13 protein-coding genes and 1 tRNA gene are annotated in these 18,846 nt (G+C 73.6%); 12 read left to right on the forward strand and 2 right to left on the reverse strand.

The features are described from left to right. Positions 1 to 65: 65 nt before the first annotated feature. Both ACFY0X_RS07670 and ACFY0X_RS07675 read left to right on the forward strand, forming a co-directional pair. The gene (locus ACFY0X_RS07670; protein WP_387750246.1) at positions 66 to 1,283 is read left to right on the forward strand and encodes a serine/threonine-protein kinase; all 1,218 of its coding nucleotides are present in this window, start codon (positions 66 to 68) and stop codon (positions 1,281 to 1,283) included. Positions 1,284 to 1,540: 257 nt separating this feature from the next. Beyond that, positions 1,541 to 2,392 (forward strand): fumarylacetoacetate hydrolase family protein, encoded by an 852-nt coding sequence (locus ACFY0X_RS07675; protein WP_387750249.1) that lies wholly within the window; start codon positions 1,541 to 1,543, stop codon positions 2,390 to 2,392. A 99-nt stretch (positions 2,393 to 2,491) separates the two neighbouring features. On the opposite strand, the gene ACFY0X_RS07680 is transcribed toward ACFY0X_RS07675, so the two are convergent. Further along, on the reverse strand, positions 2,492 to 3,250 hold the full coding sequence (locus ACFY0X_RS07680; RefSeq protein ID WP_387750252.1) for a TetR/AcrR family transcriptional regulator: 759 nt from the start codon (positions 3,248 to 3,250) through the stop codon (positions 2,492 to 2,494). A gap of 119 nt (positions 3,251 to 3,369) precedes the next feature. Here ACFY0X_RS07680 and ACFY0X_RS07685 point away from each other — a divergent pair, with 119 nt between their 5' ends. The 3 genes from ACFY0X_RS07685 (at position 3,370) to ACFY0X_RS07695 (ending at position 8,184) form a co-directional block, all read left to right on the forward strand. Next, entirely contained in the window at positions 3,370 to 5,094 is a 1,725-nt protein-coding gene (locus ACFY0X_RS07685) for a DUF885 domain-containing protein (protein WP_387750254.1), read from the forward strand. Between the two features lie 196 nt (positions 5,095 to 5,290). Next, a complete protein-coding gene (locus ACFY0X_RS07690; protein WP_387750257.1) occupies positions 5,291 to 6,919 on the forward strand; it encodes an MFS transporter in 1,629 nt (542 codons plus the stop codon). A gap of 284 nt (positions 6,920 to 7,203) precedes the next feature. Continuing rightward, positions 7,204 to 8,184, forward strand: a complete 981-nt coding sequence (locus ACFY0X_RS07695; protein ID WP_387750260.1) for a trypsin-like serine peptidase — start codon at positions 7,204 to 7,206, stop codon at positions 8,182 to 8,184. A 136-nt stretch (positions 8,185 to 8,320) separates the two neighbouring features. On the opposite strand, the gene ACFY0X_RS07700 is transcribed toward ACFY0X_RS07695, so the two are convergent. Then, positions 8,321 to 8,392: transfer RNA gene (locus ACFY0X_RS07700), tRNA-Arg, on the reverse strand. Between the two features lie 177 nt (positions 8,393 to 8,569). Here ACFY0X_RS07700 and ACFY0X_RS07705 point away from each other — a divergent pair. The 7 genes from ACFY0X_RS07705 to rho all read left to right on the forward strand — a co-directional run bounded on the left by ACFY0X_RS07705 (position 8,570) and on the right by rho (position 18,835). After that, complete coding sequence (locus ACFY0X_RS07705) at positions 8,570 to 9,049, forward strand: PleD family two-component system response regulator (protein WP_387750603.1); 480 nt, start codon at positions 8,570 to 8,572, stop codon at positions 9,047 to 9,049. Between the two features lie 83 nt (positions 9,050 to 9,132). After that, positions 9,133 to 10,794, forward strand: a complete 1,662-nt coding sequence (gene argS / locus ACFY0X_RS07710) for an arginine--tRNA ligase (protein WP_387750263.1) — start codon at positions 9,133 to 9,135, stop codon at positions 10,792 to 10,794. A gap of 91 nt (positions 10,795 to 10,885) precedes the next feature. Then, the gene (lysA, locus tag ACFY0X_RS07715; protein WP_387750266.1) at positions 10,886 to 12,277 is read left to right on the forward strand and encodes a diaminopimelate decarboxylase; all 1,392 of its coding nucleotides are present in this window, start codon (positions 10,886 to 10,888) and stop codon (positions 12,275 to 12,277) included. A 138-nt stretch (positions 12,278 to 12,415) separates the two neighbouring features. Beyond that, positions 12,416 to 13,708: a homoserine dehydrogenase gene (locus ACFY0X_RS07720; RefSeq protein ID WP_387750269.1), complete on the forward strand. Its 1,293-nt coding sequence runs from the start codon at positions 12,416 to 12,418 to the stop codon at positions 13,706 to 13,708. Positions 13,709 to 13,718: 10 nt separating this feature from the next. After that, entirely contained in the window at positions 13,719 to 14,819 is a 1,101-nt protein-coding gene (thrC, locus tag ACFY0X_RS07725; protein ID WP_387750271.1) for a threonine synthase, read from the forward strand. Positions 14,820 to 15,180: 361 nt separating this feature from the next. Next, positions 15,181 to 16,119 carry a homoserine kinase gene (thrB, locus tag ACFY0X_RS07730; protein ID WP_387750274.1) on the forward strand — a complete coding sequence of 313 codons (939 nt, stop codon included), beginning with the start codon at positions 15,181 to 15,183 and terminating at the stop codon, positions 16,117 to 16,119. A gap of 604 nt (positions 16,120 to 16,723) precedes the next feature. Beyond that, positions 16,724 to 18,835 carry a transcription termination factor Rho gene (gene rho / locus ACFY0X_RS07735; protein WP_387750277.1) on the forward strand — a complete coding sequence of 704 codons (2,112 nt, stop codon included), beginning with the start codon at positions 16,724 to 16,726 and terminating at the stop codon, positions 18,833 to 18,835. The last annotated feature ends 11 nt before the right edge of the window (positions 18,836 to 18,846 follow it).

Raw genomic sequence — 18,846 nt, forward strand, 5'->3', positions numbered from 1 at the left:
CCCGCCGCTATGGTGACCCGTCCGGCGGCGAACGCCGGGCGGTCGCGGTCGAGTTGGGGGACGGCATGGAGAAGGGCGAGGTGCTCGGCGGTCGCTTCCGGCTGGAGCAGAAGCTGGGCAGGGGCGGTTTCGGCGTGGTCTGGCGGGCGACCGACACGACCATCGACCGGGAGGTCGCGGTCAAGGTGCTGCTCGCGGAGCACGCCACCGACCGGGAGGCGGTCAGCCGGTTCGTGCGCGAGGCCCGGACGGCCGGCGGCCTCAACAACCCGCACATCGTGACCGTGTACGACTACGGCTGGACCGAGACCGGCTCCGGGAGGATCCCGTACCTGGTGATGGAACTGGTCCGCGGCCGGGCGCTGTCCGAGGTGCTCAAGGACAGCGCCCGGCCGGACCACGGGCAGGCGCTGCGCTGGATGCGGCACGTGTGCAAGGCGCTGGAGGCCGCGCACCGCTCGGGGATCGTCCACCGGGACATCAAGCCCGAGAACGTGATGATCGCGGACGAGGGCGAGCGGGCCAAGGTCCTGGACTTCGGCATCGCCCGGCTGGTCACCCAGACCGTCCGGCTCACCTCCACCGGCAACGTGGTCGGCACCGTCCCGTACCTGGCGCCCGAGTGCTGGTCCGGCGGCGCGGTGGACGGCCGGGCCGACCTCTACGCGCTCGGCATCATGCTGTACGAGGTCTGCACCGGCGCGCGCCCGTTCCGCGCCGCCTCGGCCGCCGAGTACATGTACAAGCACCTGGAGGAGGTCCCGTCCCGGGTGCGCAGCAAGGACCCGGCGCTGGCCGGGCTGATCGCCGAACTGCTCGCCAAGCGGCCCGACCGGCGGCCGGCCGGCGCCGCCGAGGTGCTGGAGCGGCTGCGCGGCGTCCGGCCCGGGATGCTGCGCCCGGACGACCCCAGCCCGGAGCAGCTGCGCCGACGGGCCGACCGCGCCTGGCGGCACGGCGAGGCCGGGGAGGCGGCCGAGGCGGTGGAGATCCTCACCGCGCTCGTCCCCGACTTCGCCCGGATCTGCGGCCCGGAGGACCCGCGGACCCTGCGCACCTGCCACGACCTGGCCCTGTGGCTGGCCCGGGACGGCAGCCCGGGCGCGGCCGTCGCCCTGCTGGACGAGCTGGTCCAGGCGCCCGGCGCCACCCCGGAGGCCCGGGCGGACGCGCGGCGCGACCTCGCGCACTGGCAGCGGGAGGCCGCCCGGCTCGGCCCGGGGCGGGCCCGTGGGGGGCCGACCCTGGCGGTGCTGCTCGGCGGCGGGGCGCAGGGCGACTGAGGGGCCCTCGGTGCCCGGGTGCGGGGCCGTACCGCCGTGGACCCGCGCCGCCGTCGGCCCGCGACGGCGGACGTCCGCCGGGTGTCAACCGTGCGGGCCGCCGAGCCGGCGCCGCGGCCGGCCCGGCAACCGGGAGGATTTCGCCCATCGGAACGGTCTGGTCCGCCGCCCGGCGCGTTGGTATACCTCGTTGCCGGACTCGGGAGCGGCGTCCGCGCCGCCCCGGTGAGCTGCGACGAAAGGCTGGTGACGGATCGATGAAGCTCCTGCGCGTCGGACCCCGGGGCGCCGAGCGCCCGGTCGTCCTGGGCGAGGACGGCACCGCGTACGACCTCTCGGGGCGGGCCCGCGACCTCGACGGGGCCTTCCTGGCCGGGCTGGATCCGGCGGCGCTGGCCCGGGACGCGGCCGCCGGGCTCCTGCCGGTGGTGGACCTCGACGGCCTGCGGGTCGGCGCACCGGTGCCCCGCCCGGGCAAGGTGGTCGGCATCGGGCTCAACTACCGCGACCACGCGGCCGAGGCCGGGGCCGCGATCCCGGCCGAGCCGGTGATCTTCCTCAAGCCGGGCTCCACCGTGGTCGGCCCGTACGACGAGGTGCTGGTGCCGCGCGGCGGCGAGAAGACCGACTACGAGGCCGAGCTGGCCGTCGTGATCGGCCGCACCGCCCGCTACCTGGACTCGCACGCCGAGGCGGCCGGGGTGATCGCCGGATACACGATCGCCAACGACGTCACCGAGCGGGCCTTCCAGTTCGAGCGCGGCGGCCAGTGGGACAAGGGCAAGTCGGCGGAGACCTTCACCCCGCTCGGGCCCTGGCTGGTCACCGCCGACGAGGTGGCCGACCCGCAGGCGCTGACGCTGCGGCTCTGGGTCAACGGCGAGCGGCGGCAGCACGGCAGCACCGCCGAGATGATCTTCCCGGTGCTCGAACTGGTCCGCTACGCGAGCCGGTTCATGGTGCTGGAGCCGGGCGACGTGGTCATCACCGGCACCCCGGCCGGCGTCACCCTGGGCCGCCCCGGCACGCCGTACCTCGCCCCGGGCGACGTGGTCGAGATCGAGATCGACGGGCTCGGCCGCCAGCGCCAGGTGCTCGGCAGGGCCTGACGGCCGAGGCCGCCCCGACCCTTGGCACGGGGGTCGGGAGAGCCTGCGTACCGCTGGCGACGAAGCGCGCCGCCGTACCGCCGGCGACGGAGCGCGCCGTTACGACGCGCCGCCCAGCACCGCCCGCAGCCGCGCCGCCCGTTCCGGCCGCGGCCCCTCCAGCGCGAGCACCCCCGCCAGCACCTCCGCCGTCTGCGGGTCGTGCAGCGCCGTCGCCGCCGCCATCGCGGTGAACTGGTCCACCAGCCAGTCGCGCAGCTCCGCCACCGGCAGCGCGCGCCCCTCGTCCAGCCAGCTCAGCGAGGCGCCCTCGACCACCGCGATCCACGAGCGCACCAGCAGCGTCAGCCGCGGCCCGGCCTCCCGCACGCCCAGGTGGCGCAGGGTCCGCCGCAGCGCCGCCCGCCGGACGTCGTCCACGATCGCCGAGGTGCGGGCCGTCTCCACCACCGAACCGCCGCGCAGCAGCGCCGAGTAGCCCGCGTCGTGCTCGGCCACGAAGGCGAAGTAGCCGTCCAGTACCGCCGACAGCTGCTCGGACGGCGTCCCGCTCACCGGCACCGCGAAGCGGCTGGTCAGCTCGTCCGCCGCGGTGCGCAGCGCGGCCTCGTACAACTGCTGCTTGCCGCCCGCGAAGTAGCGGTACACCAGCGGGCGGGACGCCCCGGCGGCCTCGGCGACGTCGTCCAGGCCCACCTCCTCCGGCGGCCGGGAGGCGAACAGCTCCAGGGCGACCGCGATCAGCTGCTCGCGCCGCTGCTGGACCGGCAGCCGCCGGTAGCCGGTGCGGCGCGGGCGCGGCTCGGGTACGGCCGGGCCGGGGCCCTGGCCGGCGGCCGGAGTGGGGCTGGCTTCCATGGCGGCCAAGCGTAATGGCCGCCGGACGGATCGGGTCCTGTCGCGCCGAACGGATTTTCGCAGGCGAACGCCGGTCGCAAAGGGGTTGCAAAGCCGCTGTGCCACGAAATGATGTCCGAATGCGTGAAGAACTGATCACCGCCGACGGCGCCACCCCTCGCCGCATCGCCGACGACCACGTCCGCGAACTGGCCGAGCTCGACCCGCTGACCGCGGTGTACCTCGGCGTCAACCTCGACGACGACCGGCTGCCCGACCTCTCCCCGGCCGGTCCCGAGGCCGTGGCCGCCCTCGCCCGCCGCACCCTGGCGAAGCTCGACGAGGCCGAGCGGGCCGGCGCCGCCGAGGACGAGGCGGAGCGCCGCTGCGCCCGCCTGCTGCGCGAGCGGCTGACCGCCGAACTCGCCGTCCACGAGGCGGGGGAGAACTTCCGCTCGCTGCGCAACCTCGGTTGCCCGGTGCACGACCTGCGGGAGTCCTTCACCCTGATGGGCACCGACACCGAGGCCGAGTGGCAGGTGGTCGGCCGCCGCCTGGCGAAGGTCCCGGTGGCGTTCGAGCAGTACCGGCGGACGCTGTCCGAGGGCGTCGAGCGCGGCCTGCTGTCCGGCCCGCGCCAGGTGGCCACCGTGCTCGGGCAGTTCGCCGAGTGGCTGGGCGAGGACGCGCCCGCCGACGAGCGGCTTCCCGGTGCCTGGTTCGGCCAGTTCGTCCAGGGCGCGCCGGAGGCGCTGCACCCCGAGCTGTCGAAGCACGCGGTGGCCGCCGCCGAGGCGCTGGCCGAACTGCGCGACTGGCTGCGCGACGTGTACGGCCCGGCCGCGGCCGGCGCCCCGGACACCGCGGGCCGGGAGCGCTACGTCCGCTGGGTGCGCTACTGGACCGGCGCCGACCTGGACCTCGACGAGGCCTACGCCTGGGCCTGGAGCGAGTTCCACGACCTGCTGGCGCAGATGGAGACCGAGGCCGAGAAGGTCCTGCCGGGCGCGGGCCCGCTGGCGGCGATGCGCTGGCTGGAGACCGAGGGCCCGGCCATCGAGGGCGCCGAGGCCGCCCGGGAGTACCTCCAGGGCCTGATGGACCAGGCCGTCCGGGACCTCCAGGGCACCCACTTCGACCTGGCCGAGCCGGTCACCCGGGTCGAGTCGAAGATCGCCCCGGCCGGCAGCGCCGCCGCGCCGTACTACACCGCGCCCTCGCTGGACTTCAGCCGCCCCGGGCGGACCTGGCTGCCGCTGCTCGGCCGGGACCGCTTCCCGGTCTGGGACCTGGTCTCCACCTGGTACCACGAGGGCGTGCCGGGCCACCACCTCCAGCTCGCGCAGTGGAACTACGTCGCCGACCGGCTCTCCACCTACCAGGTGAGCCTCGGCGGGGTGAGTGCCAACCTGGAGGGCTGGGCGCTGTACGCCGAGCGCCTGATGGACGAGCTCGGCTACCTCACCGACCCGGGCCACCGCCTCGGCTACCTCAACGCGCAGATGATGCGCGCGCTGCGGGTCATCGTCGACATCGGCATGCACGTGGGCATGGAGTTCCCGGCGGACTCCCCGTACAAGCCGGGCGAGCCGGTCAGCCCCGAGTACGCCCGGGAGTTCTTCGGCCTGTACTGCGGGCTGTCCGCGGACTTCCTGGACAGCGAGCTGGTCCGCTACCTGGGCCTGCCCGGCCAGGCGATCGGCTACAAGCTCGGCGAGCGCGCCTGGCTGCGCGGGCGGGCGGCGGCGAAGGCGGCGCACGAGGCGCGCGGCGAGGAGTTCGACCTCAAGGCCTGGCACATGGCGGCGCTCTCGCAGGGCTCGCTGGGGCTGGACGACCTGGTCGAGGAGCTGTCGGCGCTCTGATCCACGACGCGGCGCGGGCCGCGACGAGGGCCGTGGAACCAGGCCCCCGGGACTCGGTCCGGAGTCCCGGGGGCCTGGTCCTTTTGTCCCGGAGGACCGATTTGGTGAGGTTTTTCCTTGCGATCCGTCCGGAGCGGAGTTTCGCTGGAAGGCGACTGCGTGACCTCTCCGCCCCACTCCGGAAAGGCTCCGACCAGTGACTGCGCAAACCGCCACCGGTCACGGTCATGAGGACGCGGACCACCGCCGCTGGTGGGCGTTGGCGGTCATCGCCACCGCCCAGCTCATGATCGTGCTCGACATCACCATCGTGAACATCGCACTGCCGTCGGCCCAGCGGGACCTCGGCATCTCGGACGCCGACCGGCAGTGGGTGATCACCGCCTACACGCTCGCCTTCGGCGGTCTGCTGCTGCTCGGCGGCCGGCTGGGCGACCTCTTCGGCCGCAAACGCGTGTTCACCGTCGGCCTGCTGGGCTTCGCCCTCGCCTCCGCCGTCGGCGGCGCGGCGGCCGGCCCGGCCATGCTCTTCGGCGCCCGTGCCCTCCAGGGCGCGTTCGGCGCCCTGCTCGCCCCCTCCGCCCTGGGGCTGCTCTCCACCACCTTCTCCGATCCACGGGAACGCAGTACGGCCTTCGGCATCTTCGGCGCGATCGCGGCCGGCGGCTCCGCGATCGGCTTCATCGCCGGCGGTCTGCTGACCGAGTACCTGGACTGGCGCTGGTGCCTGTTCGTCAACGTGCCGATCGCCGCCGTCACCGCCTTCGCGGCGTTCAGCGTGCTGCCGCGCGACCACGTCGCCAAGGGCCGCCGGACCCGGCTGGACCTGCCCGGGGCGCTGCTCGGCTGCGGCGGCCTGCTGGCGATCGTCTACGGCACCTCCGAGGCCGTGACCCGGGGCTGGGGCGACGGCCTGGTGCTCGGCCCGCTGCTGCTGGGCGTCGTGCTGCTCGCGCTGTTCGTCCTGGTCGAGCGGCGCACCGCGCACCCGCTGCTGCCGCTGCACATCGTGGCCGACCGCAACCGCGGCGGGGGCGCGCTGTCGATCGGCCTGGCGATGGTCGGCATGTTCGGCACGTTCCTGTTCCTGACCTACTACCTGCAGGCAATCAAGCACTTCTCGCCGATCGTGTCCGGCCTGTCCTTCCTGCCCATGACGGTCGCCATCGTGCTGAGTTCGACGGGCTTCGCGGCCCGGATGATGACCAGGGTGCCGTCCCGGAACCTGGTCGGCCCGGGCCTGCTGCTCGCCGCGGGCGGCATGGCCTGGCTGACCCAGATGCGGGTGGACAGCGCGTGGGCCGCCATGGTGCTGCCCGCCGAGCTGCTGATCGGCTTCGGCATGGGCCTGGTGTTCATGCCGGCGATGAGCCTGGCCACCCTCGGGGTCGCCCCGAACGAGGCCGGCGCGGCCTCGGCCACCATCAACTCGGCCCAGCAGGTGGGCGGTTCGGTCGGCACCGCGCTGCTGAACACGGTCGCGGCGAGCGCCACCGCGAGCTTCCTGGCCACCCGGGTCGCCGCCGACCCGGCGGTCCAGGCCCAGGGGGCGGTGCACGGCTACGTCGTCGCCACCTGGGTGGCGACCGGCGTGCTGGCGCTGGCCGCGCTGGTCGCGGTGCTGATGATCGACCACCGGCCGGCGCCGGGCGAGGCCACCGGCGTCGAGGGCGCCGCGGCGGAGCCGGGGTCGGCGGCCGTACCCGCCGGGGACGGCCGGCCGACGGGCCTGCGGGCGGCGGCCGCCGCCGACGTCCGGGCCAACGTCCGGCCCGCGAGCGAGGTCCGGGCGGAGACGGGGGCGGAGCGGCCACCGGGCGACTGAGAACGTGCAGCAGGGTCTCGCAGTCAACCTCCGGCGCCTCCTTGACCCCTGGCCACCGTCCAGGGGTCGAGGAGGCGCCGCCGTGCAGGCGGTTCCTCCACCGATCCGCACGACCGGGACGGCGCGGACCCGCACGGACGGCGCCCTGGCCGGTACGGTGCAGGCGGGGGCGGGCGACGGATTTCTCATCGAACTCCGAGGAGCCCGTCACGACCTTTCCAGGCCGAGGCGTCATAGTCGTTGACCGAACGCCGCCCCCGATCGCCCCGGCAGGAGAAACAGGCATGGGCAAGCACCGCCGCCAGAGGCCGCGCCGCCGCGGACTCCTGGCCCCGTCCCTGTTCACCGCGCTGTCCGCGGTGGCGGTCGCCGCCGTGCTGACCGGGACGCACGGGCTGGACCTGTCCGACACCACGGCCGCCGGGAAGGCGGCCCGCAGCACCCGGGCGGCCGCCGCGCCCGCCCCGGCCGGCGACCAGGCGGCGGCCACCCCGGTCGCGGCCCCCTCGCCGTCCGCGTCCGCGTCGGCGACCCCGACCGCCGCCCCGGCCCCGGCCGATCCGGCCACCGCGACGGCCACCGCGACGGCCACTCCCGCCGCCCACGACGCCGCCCTCGGCACCACCGGCCCGGCCCCGGCCGGCGACCGCGAGACGGAAACCGTCGGCCCGCTGTTCAGCGGCGCCCTCGCGGCCGGCGACCACTTCTGCACCGCCAGCGTGCTGCACAGCGCCACCGGCAACCTGCTGCTGACCGCCGCGCACTGCCTCGGCGGCACCGACGGCGTCACCTTCGCGCCCGGCTACCGCGACGGCACCGCCCCGTACGGCACCTGGCGGGTGACCGCGGTCCACACCACCGACGGCTGGTCCCGCAACGGCGAGGTGGACGAGGACTTCGCGATCCTGGAGACCGCCCCCAGCGACGGCCGCAACGTCGAGGACGTGGTCGGCGGCAACCGGCTGGGCACGGACGAGCCGTTCGACGCGACCGTCCGGCTCTACGGCTACCCCGCCGCCTCCGAGACGCCGCTCCTGTGCACCAACACCACCGCCCGGCAGAGCGAGTACCAGCGGGTCGTCCAGTGCCCGGGCTACCCGTCCGGCACCAGCGGCGGCCCGTGGATCGACACCGCCACCGGCGACGTGATCGGCACGATAGGCGGCTACCAGCAGGGCGGCGACACCGACGACACCTCGTACAGCGCCTTCTTCGACCACACCATCGCGGACCTGTACGCCCAGGCCGAGACGGCCGCCTCCTGAGCCCGCGGGGCCCGGTCCCGAACCGGGCCCCGGCCGGCCCGGCGCCGAACGGCCCAGGAACATGACGAAGGCCCAGATCCGTGGAACAACTCCACTGATCTGGGCCCTGGTTACACTCTCGCAATCACAGCGTGAGTGCCCCCGGTAGGATTCGAACCTACGCACCCGCCTCCGGAGGGCGGTGCTCTATCCCCTGAGCTACGGGGGCCTGTCGGCCTGTCGGCGGCTCGCGCTTCCGACGTGGAGAACACTACCAGGCTCCGGCCGTGGTCCGTGCACGGGTTTTCCCGGAGACCGTCCGGGCGGTGCCGGCGGGCCTCGGCGGAAGTGCCCAAAGGCCGGACGGGGCGGCGGGGCCGCCGATACCCTCGGTGAGGTGTCGGGAGTGTCCGGGCGGGTCCTCGTGGTGGACGACAGCGAGGTGATCCGCCAGCTGATCAGGGTCAACCTGGAGCTCGAGGGCTTCGAGGTGGTGACCGCCGCCGACGGCGCCGAGTGCCTGGAGGTCATCCGCCGGGTGCAGCCCGACGTGGTGACGCTGGACGTGATGATGCCGCGGCTGGACGGCCTGCGGACGGCGGCCCGGCTGCGCGCGACCCCGGACACCAGCCGGCTGCCGATCGCGATCGTGAGCGCCTGCACCCCGGCGGACCTCGACCTGGGGGAGACCGTCGGGGTGGACGGCTACCTGGGCAAGCCCTTCGACCCGGCCGACCTGGTGGCGCTGGTCCGGCGCCTGATGCGGCTCAAGGGCCACCCCGGGGAACCGCCCGGGGAGCCGTCCGGCGGCCGGGCCGCCGGACGCCCCGCCGGACCGCCCGACATAGTTCGCCCTGAGCGAACAGAATGCGGCGACGGCGGCTGAGACCCCGTAACGACGGCGCCCCGACGTCCCAACCGGTAAACCGGGTGGCGGGCGGGCACCCCGTCTCGCCTACGCTTGGCGTCGTGACCCCCGCAGACCTTTCCCAGGCAATCCAGGCCGCAGTGAGCACCGCCGTCGAGGCGGGCGAGCTGGCCGTCGCCGTGCCCGAGCACGTGACGGTCGAGCGGCCCAAGAACAGGGACCACGGCGACTACGCGACCAACGTGGCCCTCCAGCTCGCCAAGGCGGCCGGCAAGCCGCCGCGAGCCGTTGCCGAACTGCTGGTCGAGCGCCTGCGAGGGATCACCGGCATCGCCAAGGTCGACATCGCCGGTCCGGGCTTCCTGAACATCACCCTGGACACCGCCACCGCCGGTGCGCTCGCCCGCACCATCGTCGAGGCGGGCGAGGCCTACGGCCGCAACGACGCCCTCAAGGGCCTGAAGATCAACCTGGAGTTCGTCTCCGCCAACCCGACCGGCCCGATCCACATCGGCGGCGTCCGCTGGGCGGCCGTCGGCGACTCGCTGGCGCGCGTGCTGCGGGCCTCCGGCGCCGACGTCACCACCGAGTACTACCTCAACGACGCCGGTGTGCAGATCACCAAGTTCGCCGCCTCGCTGCAGGCCGCCGCGAACGGCCGCGAGGTGCCGGAGGGCGGGTACGTCGGCGAGTACATCGTCGACATCGCCAAGACGCTCACCGACGCGATCCCGGGCGTGCTCGACCTGCCCGAGGCCGAGCAGCTGCAGGTCTTCCGCACCGAGGGCCTCAAGCTCATGGTCGCCGAGATCAAGCGCTCGATGGACGAGTTCGGCACCCACTTCGACGTGTGGTTCTCGGAGAAGACGCTGCACGACTCCGGCGCGGTCGAGAAGGCCATCGACCGGCTGCGCGAGCAGGGCCACGTCTTCGAGAACGAGGGCGCGGTCTTCCTGCGCACCACGGACTTCGGCGACGACAAGGACCGCGTCCTGATCAAGGCCGACGGCGACAAGACCTACTTCGCCGCCGACGCCGCGTACTACCTGTCCAAGCGGGACCGCGGCGCCGAGGTCGCGCTCTACATGCTGGGCGCCGACCACCACGGTTACGTCAACCGCCTCAAGGCCATCTCGGCCTGCGCGGGCGACGACATGAACCACAACATCGAGGTGAAGATCGGCCAGTTCGTGAAGATGCTTCGCGACGGCGAAGAGGTCCGCATGTCCAAGCGGGCCGGCAACATCATCACGATCGACGACGTGGTCGAGTGGATCGGCGTGGACGCCGCCCGCTACACCCTGGCGCGCTCCTCCACGGACTCCACGATCACGCTGGACATCAACCTGCTGACCAGCCAGACCAACGAGAACCCGGTCTTCTACGTCCAGTACGCGCACACCCGGATGTGCGGCGTGGCGCGCAAGGCCGCCGAGCTGGGCGTCGACAAGGGCACGGTCGAGCAGTTCAAGCCCGAGCTGCTGGCCACCGAGTGGGAGTCCGACGTGCTCGGCCACCTCGCGGAGTTCCCGCGCGTGCTGGCCACGGCCGGCGAGCTGCGCGAGCCGCACCGGGTCGCGCGCTACCTGGAGGACCTCGCGGGCAAATACCACCGCCTGTACGAGAACTGCATGTTCCTGCCCAAGGGCGACGAGGAGCTCGACGACACGCACCGCGCCCGCCTCTGGCTGGTCGAGGCGACGCGCACCGTGCTCGCCAACGGCCTCACGCTCCTGGGCGTGACGGCGCCCGAGCGGATGTAGGCACCACCCCCAAGCGCACTGCGGGGGCGGCTGACGGTCAACGAGGACCGTCGCCGCCCCTCGCCATAGGTCTCGAAGGACACTGGGAAGCATGAGTCGTTCCGCACACCCGGCAGGACCCCGGCACGGGGACGTACTGCCGGAGGGCCACTACCAGGCCCCGCCCGCCGACCTGAACGCGCTCGACCCCAAGGTCTGGTCGCGCACCGTCGCCCGGAACGCCGACGGCGTGGCCACCGTCGGCGGCGTCGACGTCCGGCGGCTGGCCGCCGAGTTCGGCACCCCCGCCTACGTGCTGGACGAGGAGGACTTCCGCGGCCGGGCGCGCGCCTGGCGGGACGCCTTCGGCACCGGCGCGGACGTCTACTACGCCGGCAAGGCGTTCCTCTCCAAGGCCGTGGTGCGCTGGCTCCACGAGGAGGGCCTCAACCTCGACGTGTGCAGCGCGGGCGAGTTGGCCGTCGCGCTGGCCGCCGGGATGCCGCCGCAGCGGATCGCGCTGCACGGCAACAACAAGTCGGTGGACGAGCTCGAGCACGCGGTGAAGAGCGGCGTCGGGCACATCGTGGTCGACTCCTACGAGGAGATCGAGCGCCTCGCCTCCATCGCCGCCCACCAGGGCGTGCGCCAGCCGGTGCTGATCCGGATCACCGTCGGCGTGGAGGCGCACACCCACGAGTTCATCGCCACCGCGCACGAGGACCAGAAGTTCGGCCTCTCGCTCAACGGCGGCGCGGCCGCCGAGGCGGTGCGCCGGGTGCTCCGCCACGACAGCCTGGAGCTGCGCGGCATCCACTCGCACATCGGCTCGCAGATCTTCGACATGGCCGGGTTCGAGGTGGCCGCCCGCCGGGTGGTCGGCCTGCTGGCCGGGATCCGTGACGAGCACGGCGTCGAGCTGCCCGAGATCGACCTCGGCGGCGGCCTCGGCATCGCCTACACCAGCGAGGACGACCCGCGCGAGCCGGCCGAGATCGCGGCCGCGCTGGCCGAGATCGTGCGCCGCGAGTGCGCCGCCGCCGACCTGGCCACCCCCCGGCTGAGCGTGGAGCCGGGCCGGGCGATCGTCGGCCCGACCGCGTTCACGCTGTACGAGGTCGGCACCGTCAAGCCGCTGGAGGGCCTGCGCACCTACGTCAGCGTGGACGGCGGGATGTCGGACAACATCCGCACCGCGCTGTACGACGCCGAGTACTCGGTGGCCCTGGTGTCCCGCACCAGCGACGCGGAGCCGATGCTGGTGCGGGTGGTCGGCAAGCACTGCGAGTCCGGCGACATCGTCGTCCGGGACGCCTTCCTGCCGGCCGACCTGGCCCCCGGCGACCTGATCGCGGTGCCCGCCACCGGCGCCTACTGCCGCTCGATGGCGAGCAATTACAACCACGCGCTCAAGCCTCCCGTGCTCGCCGTCAGGGACGGTGCGGCGCGGGTGATCGTCCGGCGCGAGACGGAGGAGGATCTCCTGCGTCTGGATATCGGATGACGAAATCCTCGTCTCAGATCATGGAACGACCGTAGATCCGTACGGAAAGTCCCGGAGACTGGTACGGACCGAAGTTCCCGGCGGTCCCGGAAAACCCGCCGGAAATTACCGAAGCAGATGAATGCAGAGCGGAGTCGGATGATGCGTACGCGCCCGCTGAAGGTGGCGTTGCTGGGTTGTGGTGTGGTGGGCTCCGAGGTGGCGCGCATCATGACGACGACGGCCGACGACCTCGCCGCTCGCATCGGTGCTCCGGTCGAGTTGGCCGGGATCGCGGTCCGCCGCGCCGGGCGGACCCGCCCCGGCGTCCCCGAGCACCTGATCACCACCGACGCCGAGGCCCTGGTCAACCGGGGCGACATCGACGTGGTGGTCGAGGTGGTGGGCGGCATCGAGCCGTCCAAATCGCTGATCCTGTCCGCCTTCAAGCGGGGTGCGTCGGTGGTCAGCGCCAACAAGGCGCTGCTCGCCAAGGACGGCACCGAGCTGCACGCCGCGGCCGCCGAGGCCGGGGTCGACCTGTACTACGAGGCCGCGGTGGCGGGCGCGATCCCGCTACTGCGTCCGCTGCGCGAGTCCCTCGCGGGCGACAAGGTCAACCGGGTGCTGGGCATCGTCAACGGCACCACCAACTTCATCCTCGACAAGATGGACACCACCGGCGCCGGCTACTCGGAGGCGCTGGAGGAGGCCACCGCGCTGGGTTACGCCGAGGCCGACCCGACGGCCGACGTCGAGGGCTTCGACGCCGCCGCCAAGGCCGCGATCCTGGCCGGCATCGCCTTCCACACCGAGGTCACCGCGGCCGACGTCTACCGCGAGGGCATCACCGAGGTGACCGCGGCCGACATCGCCTCGGCCAAGGAGATGGGCTGCGTGGTCAAGCTGCTCGCGATCTGCGAGCGGGCCGCCGACGGCGCGTCCGTCACCGCGCGCGTCCACCCGGCGATGATCCCGCTGTCGCACCCGCTGGCGTCCGTCCGCGAGGCGTACAACGCGGTGTTCGTCGAGGCCGAGGCGGCCGGCCGGCTGATGTTCTACGGCCCCGGTGCGGGCGGCTCGCCGACCGCCTCCGCGGTGCTCGGCGACCTGGTCGCGGTCTGCCGCAACAAGCTGGCCGGCGCCACCGGCCCCGGTGACTCGCTGTACACGCAGCTGCCGGCCAAGCCGATGGACCAGGTGGTCACCCGCTACCACGTCAGCCTGGACGTGGACGACCGCGCGGGCGTGCTCGCCCAGGTGGCGTCCGTCTTCGCCGAGCACGGCGTCTCCATCGACACCGTGCGCCAGCAGGGCCGCGACGGCGACGCCTCGCTCGTCGTGGTCACCCACCGTGCCACCGACGCCGCGCTGTCGGCGACGGTCGACAAGCTCCGCGCGCTGGACAGCGTGCGGGACGTGGCCAGCATCATGCGGGTCGAAGGGGAATAAGGAACCAGCCATGAACGCCGTTGCCGAGAACGTCGTCCGAGGCGCGCACACCCACCAGTGGCGCGGCCTGATCGAGGAGTACCGGGACCGCCTGCCGGTCACCGCGGCCACCCCGGTGGTCACCCTGCTGGAGGGCGGCACGCCCCTGGTCCCGGCCCAGGTGCTCTCCGAGCGCACGGGCTGCGAGGTCTACCTCAAGGTCGAGGGCGCCAACCCGACCGGCTCCTTCAAGGACCGCGGGATGACGATGGCCATCTCCAAGGCCAAGGAGGAGGGCGCGCAGGCGGTCATCTGCGCCTCCACCGGCAACACCTCGGCCTCCGCCGCCGCGTACGCGGTGCGGGCCGGGATGGTCTCCGCGGTGCTCGTCCCGCAGGGCAAGATCGCCCTCGGCAAGATGGGCCAGGCGCTGGTGCACGGCGCCAGGATCCTGCAGGTCGACGGGAACTTCGACGACTGCCTCACCCTTGCGCGTGAACTGTCCGAGAAGTACCCGGTGGCGCTGGTCAACTCGGTGAACCCGGTGCGGATCGAGGGTCAGAAGACCGCGGCCTTCGAGATCGTCGACATGCTCGGCGACGCCCCGGACATCCACGTCCTGCCGGTCGGCAACGCGGGCAACATCACCGCGTACTGGAAGGGCTACCGCGAGTACGCCGCCGACGGCATGGCCGCCCGCACCCCGCGGATGTGGGGCTTCCAGGCATCCGGCTCGGCCCCCATCGTGGACGGCGCGCCGGTGCTCAAGCCGCAGACCATCGCCACCGCGATCCGGATCGGCAACCCGGCCTCCTGGGACTTCGCGCTCGCCGCGCGGGACGACTCGGGCGGCCTCATCGACAAGGTGACGGACCGTCAGATCCTGTCTGCCTACCGGCTGTTGGCCTCGCAGGAGGGCGTCTTCGTGGAGCCCGCCTCGGCCGCCTCGGTGGCCGGCCTGCTGGCCAAGGCGGAGGCCGGCCTGGTCGACCCGGGCCAGCGGATCGTCTGCACCGTGACCGGAAACGGCCTGAAGGACCCGGACTGGGCGGTGGCCGGCGCGCCGCAGCCGCAGGTCGTCCCGATCGACCCGGAGGCGGCCGCCCGCAGCCTCGGACTGCTCGACCGCTAGAAAGGCCTGACGCCCCGACGGGCCGACCCTTTCGGGGGTCGGCCCGTCGGAGTTCCCCACTGACACTTTTGTGTCAATCGCGCCGCGCGCGGCAATGCGTTTCCGCCCCCCTCCCCGGCCGGGCGGGGTGCGCATTCCGGCCAGAACGGCAACACACCAGATCGAAGGCCCACGAGGTGTACCGCTCGGGAACCTCTCTTCGATACTCTGGCTTCGGCCGTGTGGCACATGCCCCGGGCCCGGCGGGTCCGGGCCGCGCCGACCGTCGCGACCGCCCGCCCCGGAGGGGCCGCGGTCCGTTCCCGCCCTCGCACCGACGACGCGCTCCGCGCCGCCCGATTTCCCCAGGAGAGTCCACCGCATGGCCGGTCCTGCGTTCCGTGCCGCCGCCGTCCGGGTCAGGGTTCCCGCGACCAGCGCCAACCTCGGCCCGGGCTTCGACGCCTTCGGGCTCGCGCTGGGTCTGTACGACGACGTGGTCGTCCGGGTCGCCGACTCCGGCCTCTCCGTCGACATCGCCGGCGAGGGTGCCGAGACGCTGCCGCGCGACGAGCGCCACCTGCTGGTCCGCTCGATGCGCGCCGCCTTCGACCGGCTCGGCGGCCAGCCGCGGGGCCTCGAAGTGGTCTGCGCCAACCGGATACCGCACGGCCGCGGCCTCGGCTCCTCCTCGGCCGCCATCTGCGCCGGCATCGTGGCCGCCCGCGCGGTGACCATCGGCGGCCCGTCCGCGCTGGACGACGACGCCCTGCTGGCCCTCGCCTCCGAGCTGGAGGGCCACCCGGACAACGTGGCCGCCTGCCTGCGCGGCAACTTCACCATCGCCTGGACCGACGAGGAGTCGGCCAAGGCCGTCGCGCTGGAGCCGTCCGAGCAGGTCGTCCCGGTGGTGTTCGTGCCGGCCGGCGAGGTGCTCACCGAGACCGCGCGCGGACTGCTGCCGAGAACCGTCCCGCTGGCCGACGCGGCCGTCAACGCCGGCCGCTCCGCACTGCTGGTGGAGGCGCTCACCCGGCGCCCCGAGCTGCTCCTCGCCGCCACCGAGGACCGGCTGCACCAGGACTACCGCGCGTCCGCCATGCCGGACAGCGCCGCCCTGGTCGGCGCGCTGCGCGCCGAGGGGGTCCCCGCGGTCATCTCCGGGGCCGGCCCGACCGTCCTGGCGCTCACCGACGAGGCGGGCGCCGACAAGGTGCTCTCCTTCGCCGGGCACCACGGCCACGGCGGCGACCCGGCGTTCGCCGCGCACCGGCTGGAGGTCGACCGAGCCGGGGCCGTCGTGCTCCCGCTGGACGTCTGAGCAGCCCGAACGTGCCGTTCGGGGCCCGGTGGCGGCACCCCGCCGAGCCGGCTCCGACGGACACGATTGGCAAGCGCGAGGCTGGGGAATGTCTGAGGGAGTCGGTAGTGTTAACCTCATTGCTGCACCAGGTGCCCTCCGGGGCTAGGTGCGCCGCGTCCCGATCCCAGCGCTCCACGGCAGTGGAGTCCCGGCGATCCACGGGGCGACGATTCTCCGGGAGCCCACCGCAGCGCGTACGCAGCCTGCCTGCGCGACATGCGGCCGCATCCCGAAGCCGTGACGGCACCTGACTCCCACCCGCGGCCTCCCACCTAGAGGCACAGGACGGGCGGAGCGCGGGCCACCGTCACGCGACGGGGGCCCGGGATTCGCAGGGAGCGTGGGGGTTACGCCCTCAGGGGAGGTCGACACACGACCGGCCCACGCGCCACTCAGCACCACCGTGCTTCACGCACCGCACCTCGTACGTAGCTCTCCCTCGACGGGCTCCCGCCATTCGAGGGACCACCGCCTCGGACCGACGCAGTCGAGCGTTGGTCAGGACAGCACAACCGGTCGCCGAGCCAGACAGGCCGACGTCCGCTCCAGGGAAGGACCCTTAGTGAGCGACTCCACCGATCTGATGGGCGCGCGCCCGGACGCCGATGCGTCGGACGCAGCCGCCGCCCCCGCTGCCCCGGCGCGGCGCCGCCGCAGTGCCGCCGCGGGCCTGGACGGCATGGTCCTGGCCGAGCTCCAGAAGCTCGCCGCGGACCTTGGCATCACCGGTACCGGACGCATGCGCAAGAGCCAGCTGATCGAGACCATCAAGGAGAAGAGCGGCGGGGACCCGCTGCTCGCCGCCGGTGGCGCCGCCCCGGCCGCCAAGCGCGCCGCCGCCAAGGCGGACGCCGAGGCCCCGGCCGAGAAGCCGGCCCGCCGCACCAAGGCCGCCGCCGCCAAGGCGGAGGCCGAGGCCCCGGCCGCCGCCGAGCCGCAGACCCAGATCGAGATCCCGGTCCAGGCCGCCGCCGAGACCGCCGCGCCCGCCCGCGCCGAGCGCACCCGCCGCCGGGCCACCTCGGCCGCCGGAGCGCCCACCGCTCCGGCCGCGGAGGCCGCCACCGAGGCCGCCGGCGTCGCGGTCGCCGAGCCGAAGCAGGCCGAGGCCCGCCCGGCCGAGACCCGCGGCTTCGAGAGCCGGGAGGACGGCCGCGAGAGCCGTCGCGACCGCCGTGAGCGCCGCGAGCGCCGCGACGGCACCGAGCGCACCGAGCGCACCGACCGCCAGGAGGGCGGCGAGGCCCAGGACGGCGACGGCCGCGAGTCGCGCCGCGACCGCCGCAACCGCCGCGAGCGCACCGACCGCACCGACCGCCAGTCCCAGCAGGGCGGCGGCCAGCAGCAGGGCGGCCAGGCCGAGCAGCAGGGCCGCCAGACCCAGCAGGCCCAGCAGCCGCAGGCCCAGCAGGGCGGCTACGAGGACGACGAGTTCGGCGAGGGCCGCCGCGGCCGGCGCGGGCGCTACCGCGACCGCCGTGGCCGCCGTGGCCGCGACGGCTTCGAGGCCGGCCCCGTCGAGCCGCAGATCGGCGAGGACGACGTCCTGATCCCGGTCGCGGGCATCCTCGACATCCTCGACAACTACGCGTTCGTGCGCACCTCCGGCTACCTGCCGGGCCAGAACGACGTCTACGTCTCGCTCGCCCAGGTCCGCAAGAACGGCCTGCGCAAGGGTGACGCCATCACCGGTGCGGTGCGCCAGCCCCGCGACGGCGAGCGCCGCGAGAAGTTCAACGCCATGGTGCGGCTGGACTCCGTCAACGGCATGGACCCGGAGAGCGGCCGCGGCCGTCCCGAGTTCAACAAGCTCACCCCGCTGTACCCGCAGGAGCGGCTGCGCCTGGAGACCGACCCGGGCGTGCTGACCACCCGGATCATCGACCTGGTGTCGCCGATCGGCAAGGGCCAGCGCGGTCTGATCGTCGCGCCGCCGAAGACCGGCAAGACCATGGTGCTCCAGGCGGTCGCCAACGCGATCACCCACAACAACCCCGAGTGCCACCTGATGGTCGTCCTGGTCGACGAGCGTCCGGAAGAGGTCACCGACATGCAGCGGTCGGTGAAGGGCGAGGTCATCTCCTCGACCTTCGACCGCCCGGCCGAGGACCACACCACCGTCGCCGAGCTGGCCATCGAGCGCGCCAAGCGCCTGGTGGAGCTGGGCCACGACGTGGTCATCCTGCTGGACTCGATCACCCGCCTCGGCCGTGCCTACAACCTGGCCGCGCCGGCCTCCGGCCGCATCCTGTCCGGCGGTGTCGACTCGACCGCGCTGTACCCGCCGAAGAAGTTCTTCGGCGCCGCGCGCAACATCGAGAACGGCGGCTCGCTGACCATCCTGGCCACCGCGCTGGTCGAGACCGGCTCGCGCATGGACGAGGTGATCTTCGAGGAGTTCAAGGGCACCGGCAACATGGAGCTCAAGCTCGACCGGAAGCTCTCGGACAAGCGCATCTTCCCGGCCGTCGACGTGGACGCCTCCAGCACCCGCAAGGAGGAGATCCTGCTCGGCAGCGAGGAGTTGGCCATCGTCTGGAAGCTGCGCCGGGTGCTGCACGCGCTCGACTCGCAGCAGGCGATCGAGCTGCTCCTGGACAAGATGAAGCAGACCAAGAGCAACGCCGAGTTCCTGATGCAGATCGCCAAGACCACCCCCGGCTCCGGCGACTGACCGTAGCCGGA

The organism is Kitasatospora sp. NPDC001547 (assembly GCF_042894165.1).
Lineage (GTDB): Bacteria > Actinomycetota > Actinomycetes > Streptomycetales > Streptomycetaceae > Kitasatospora.

Coding starts and splice junctions, on each gene's coding strand:
- ACFY0X_RS07670 (WP_387750246.1), top strand. CDS start 66: ATGGAGAAGGGCGAGGTGCTCGGCGGTCGCTTCCGGCTGGAGCAGAAG.
- ACFY0X_RS07675 (WP_387750249.1), top strand. CDS start 1,541: ATGAAGCTCCTGCGCGTCGGACCCCGGGGCGCCGAGCGCCCGGTCGTC.
- ACFY0X_RS07680 (WP_387750252.1), bottom strand. CDS start 3,250: ATGGAAGCCAGCCCCACTCCGGCCGCCGGCCAGGGCCCCGGCCCGGCC.
- ACFY0X_RS07685 (WP_387750254.1), top strand. CDS start 3,370: ATGCGTGAAGAACTGATCACCGCCGACGGCGCCACCCCTCGCCGCATC.
- ACFY0X_RS07695 (WP_387750260.1), top strand. CDS start 7,204: ATGGGCAAGCACCGCCGCCAGAGGCCGCGCCGCCGCGGACTCCTGGCC.
- lysA (WP_387750266.1), top strand. CDS start 10,886: ATGAGTCGTTCCGCACACCCGGCAGGACCCCGGCACGGGGACGTACTG.
- ACFY0X_RS07720 (WP_387750269.1), top strand. CDS start 12,416: ATGATGCGTACGCGCCCGCTGAAGGTGGCGTTGCTGGGTTGTGGTGTG.
- thrC (WP_387750271.1), top strand. CDS start 13,719: ATGAACGCCGTTGCCGAGAACGTCGTCCGAGGCGCGCACACCCACCAG.
- thrB (WP_387750274.1), top strand. CDS start 15,181: ATGGCCGGTCCTGCGTTCCGTGCCGCCGCCGTCCGGGTCAGGGTTCCC.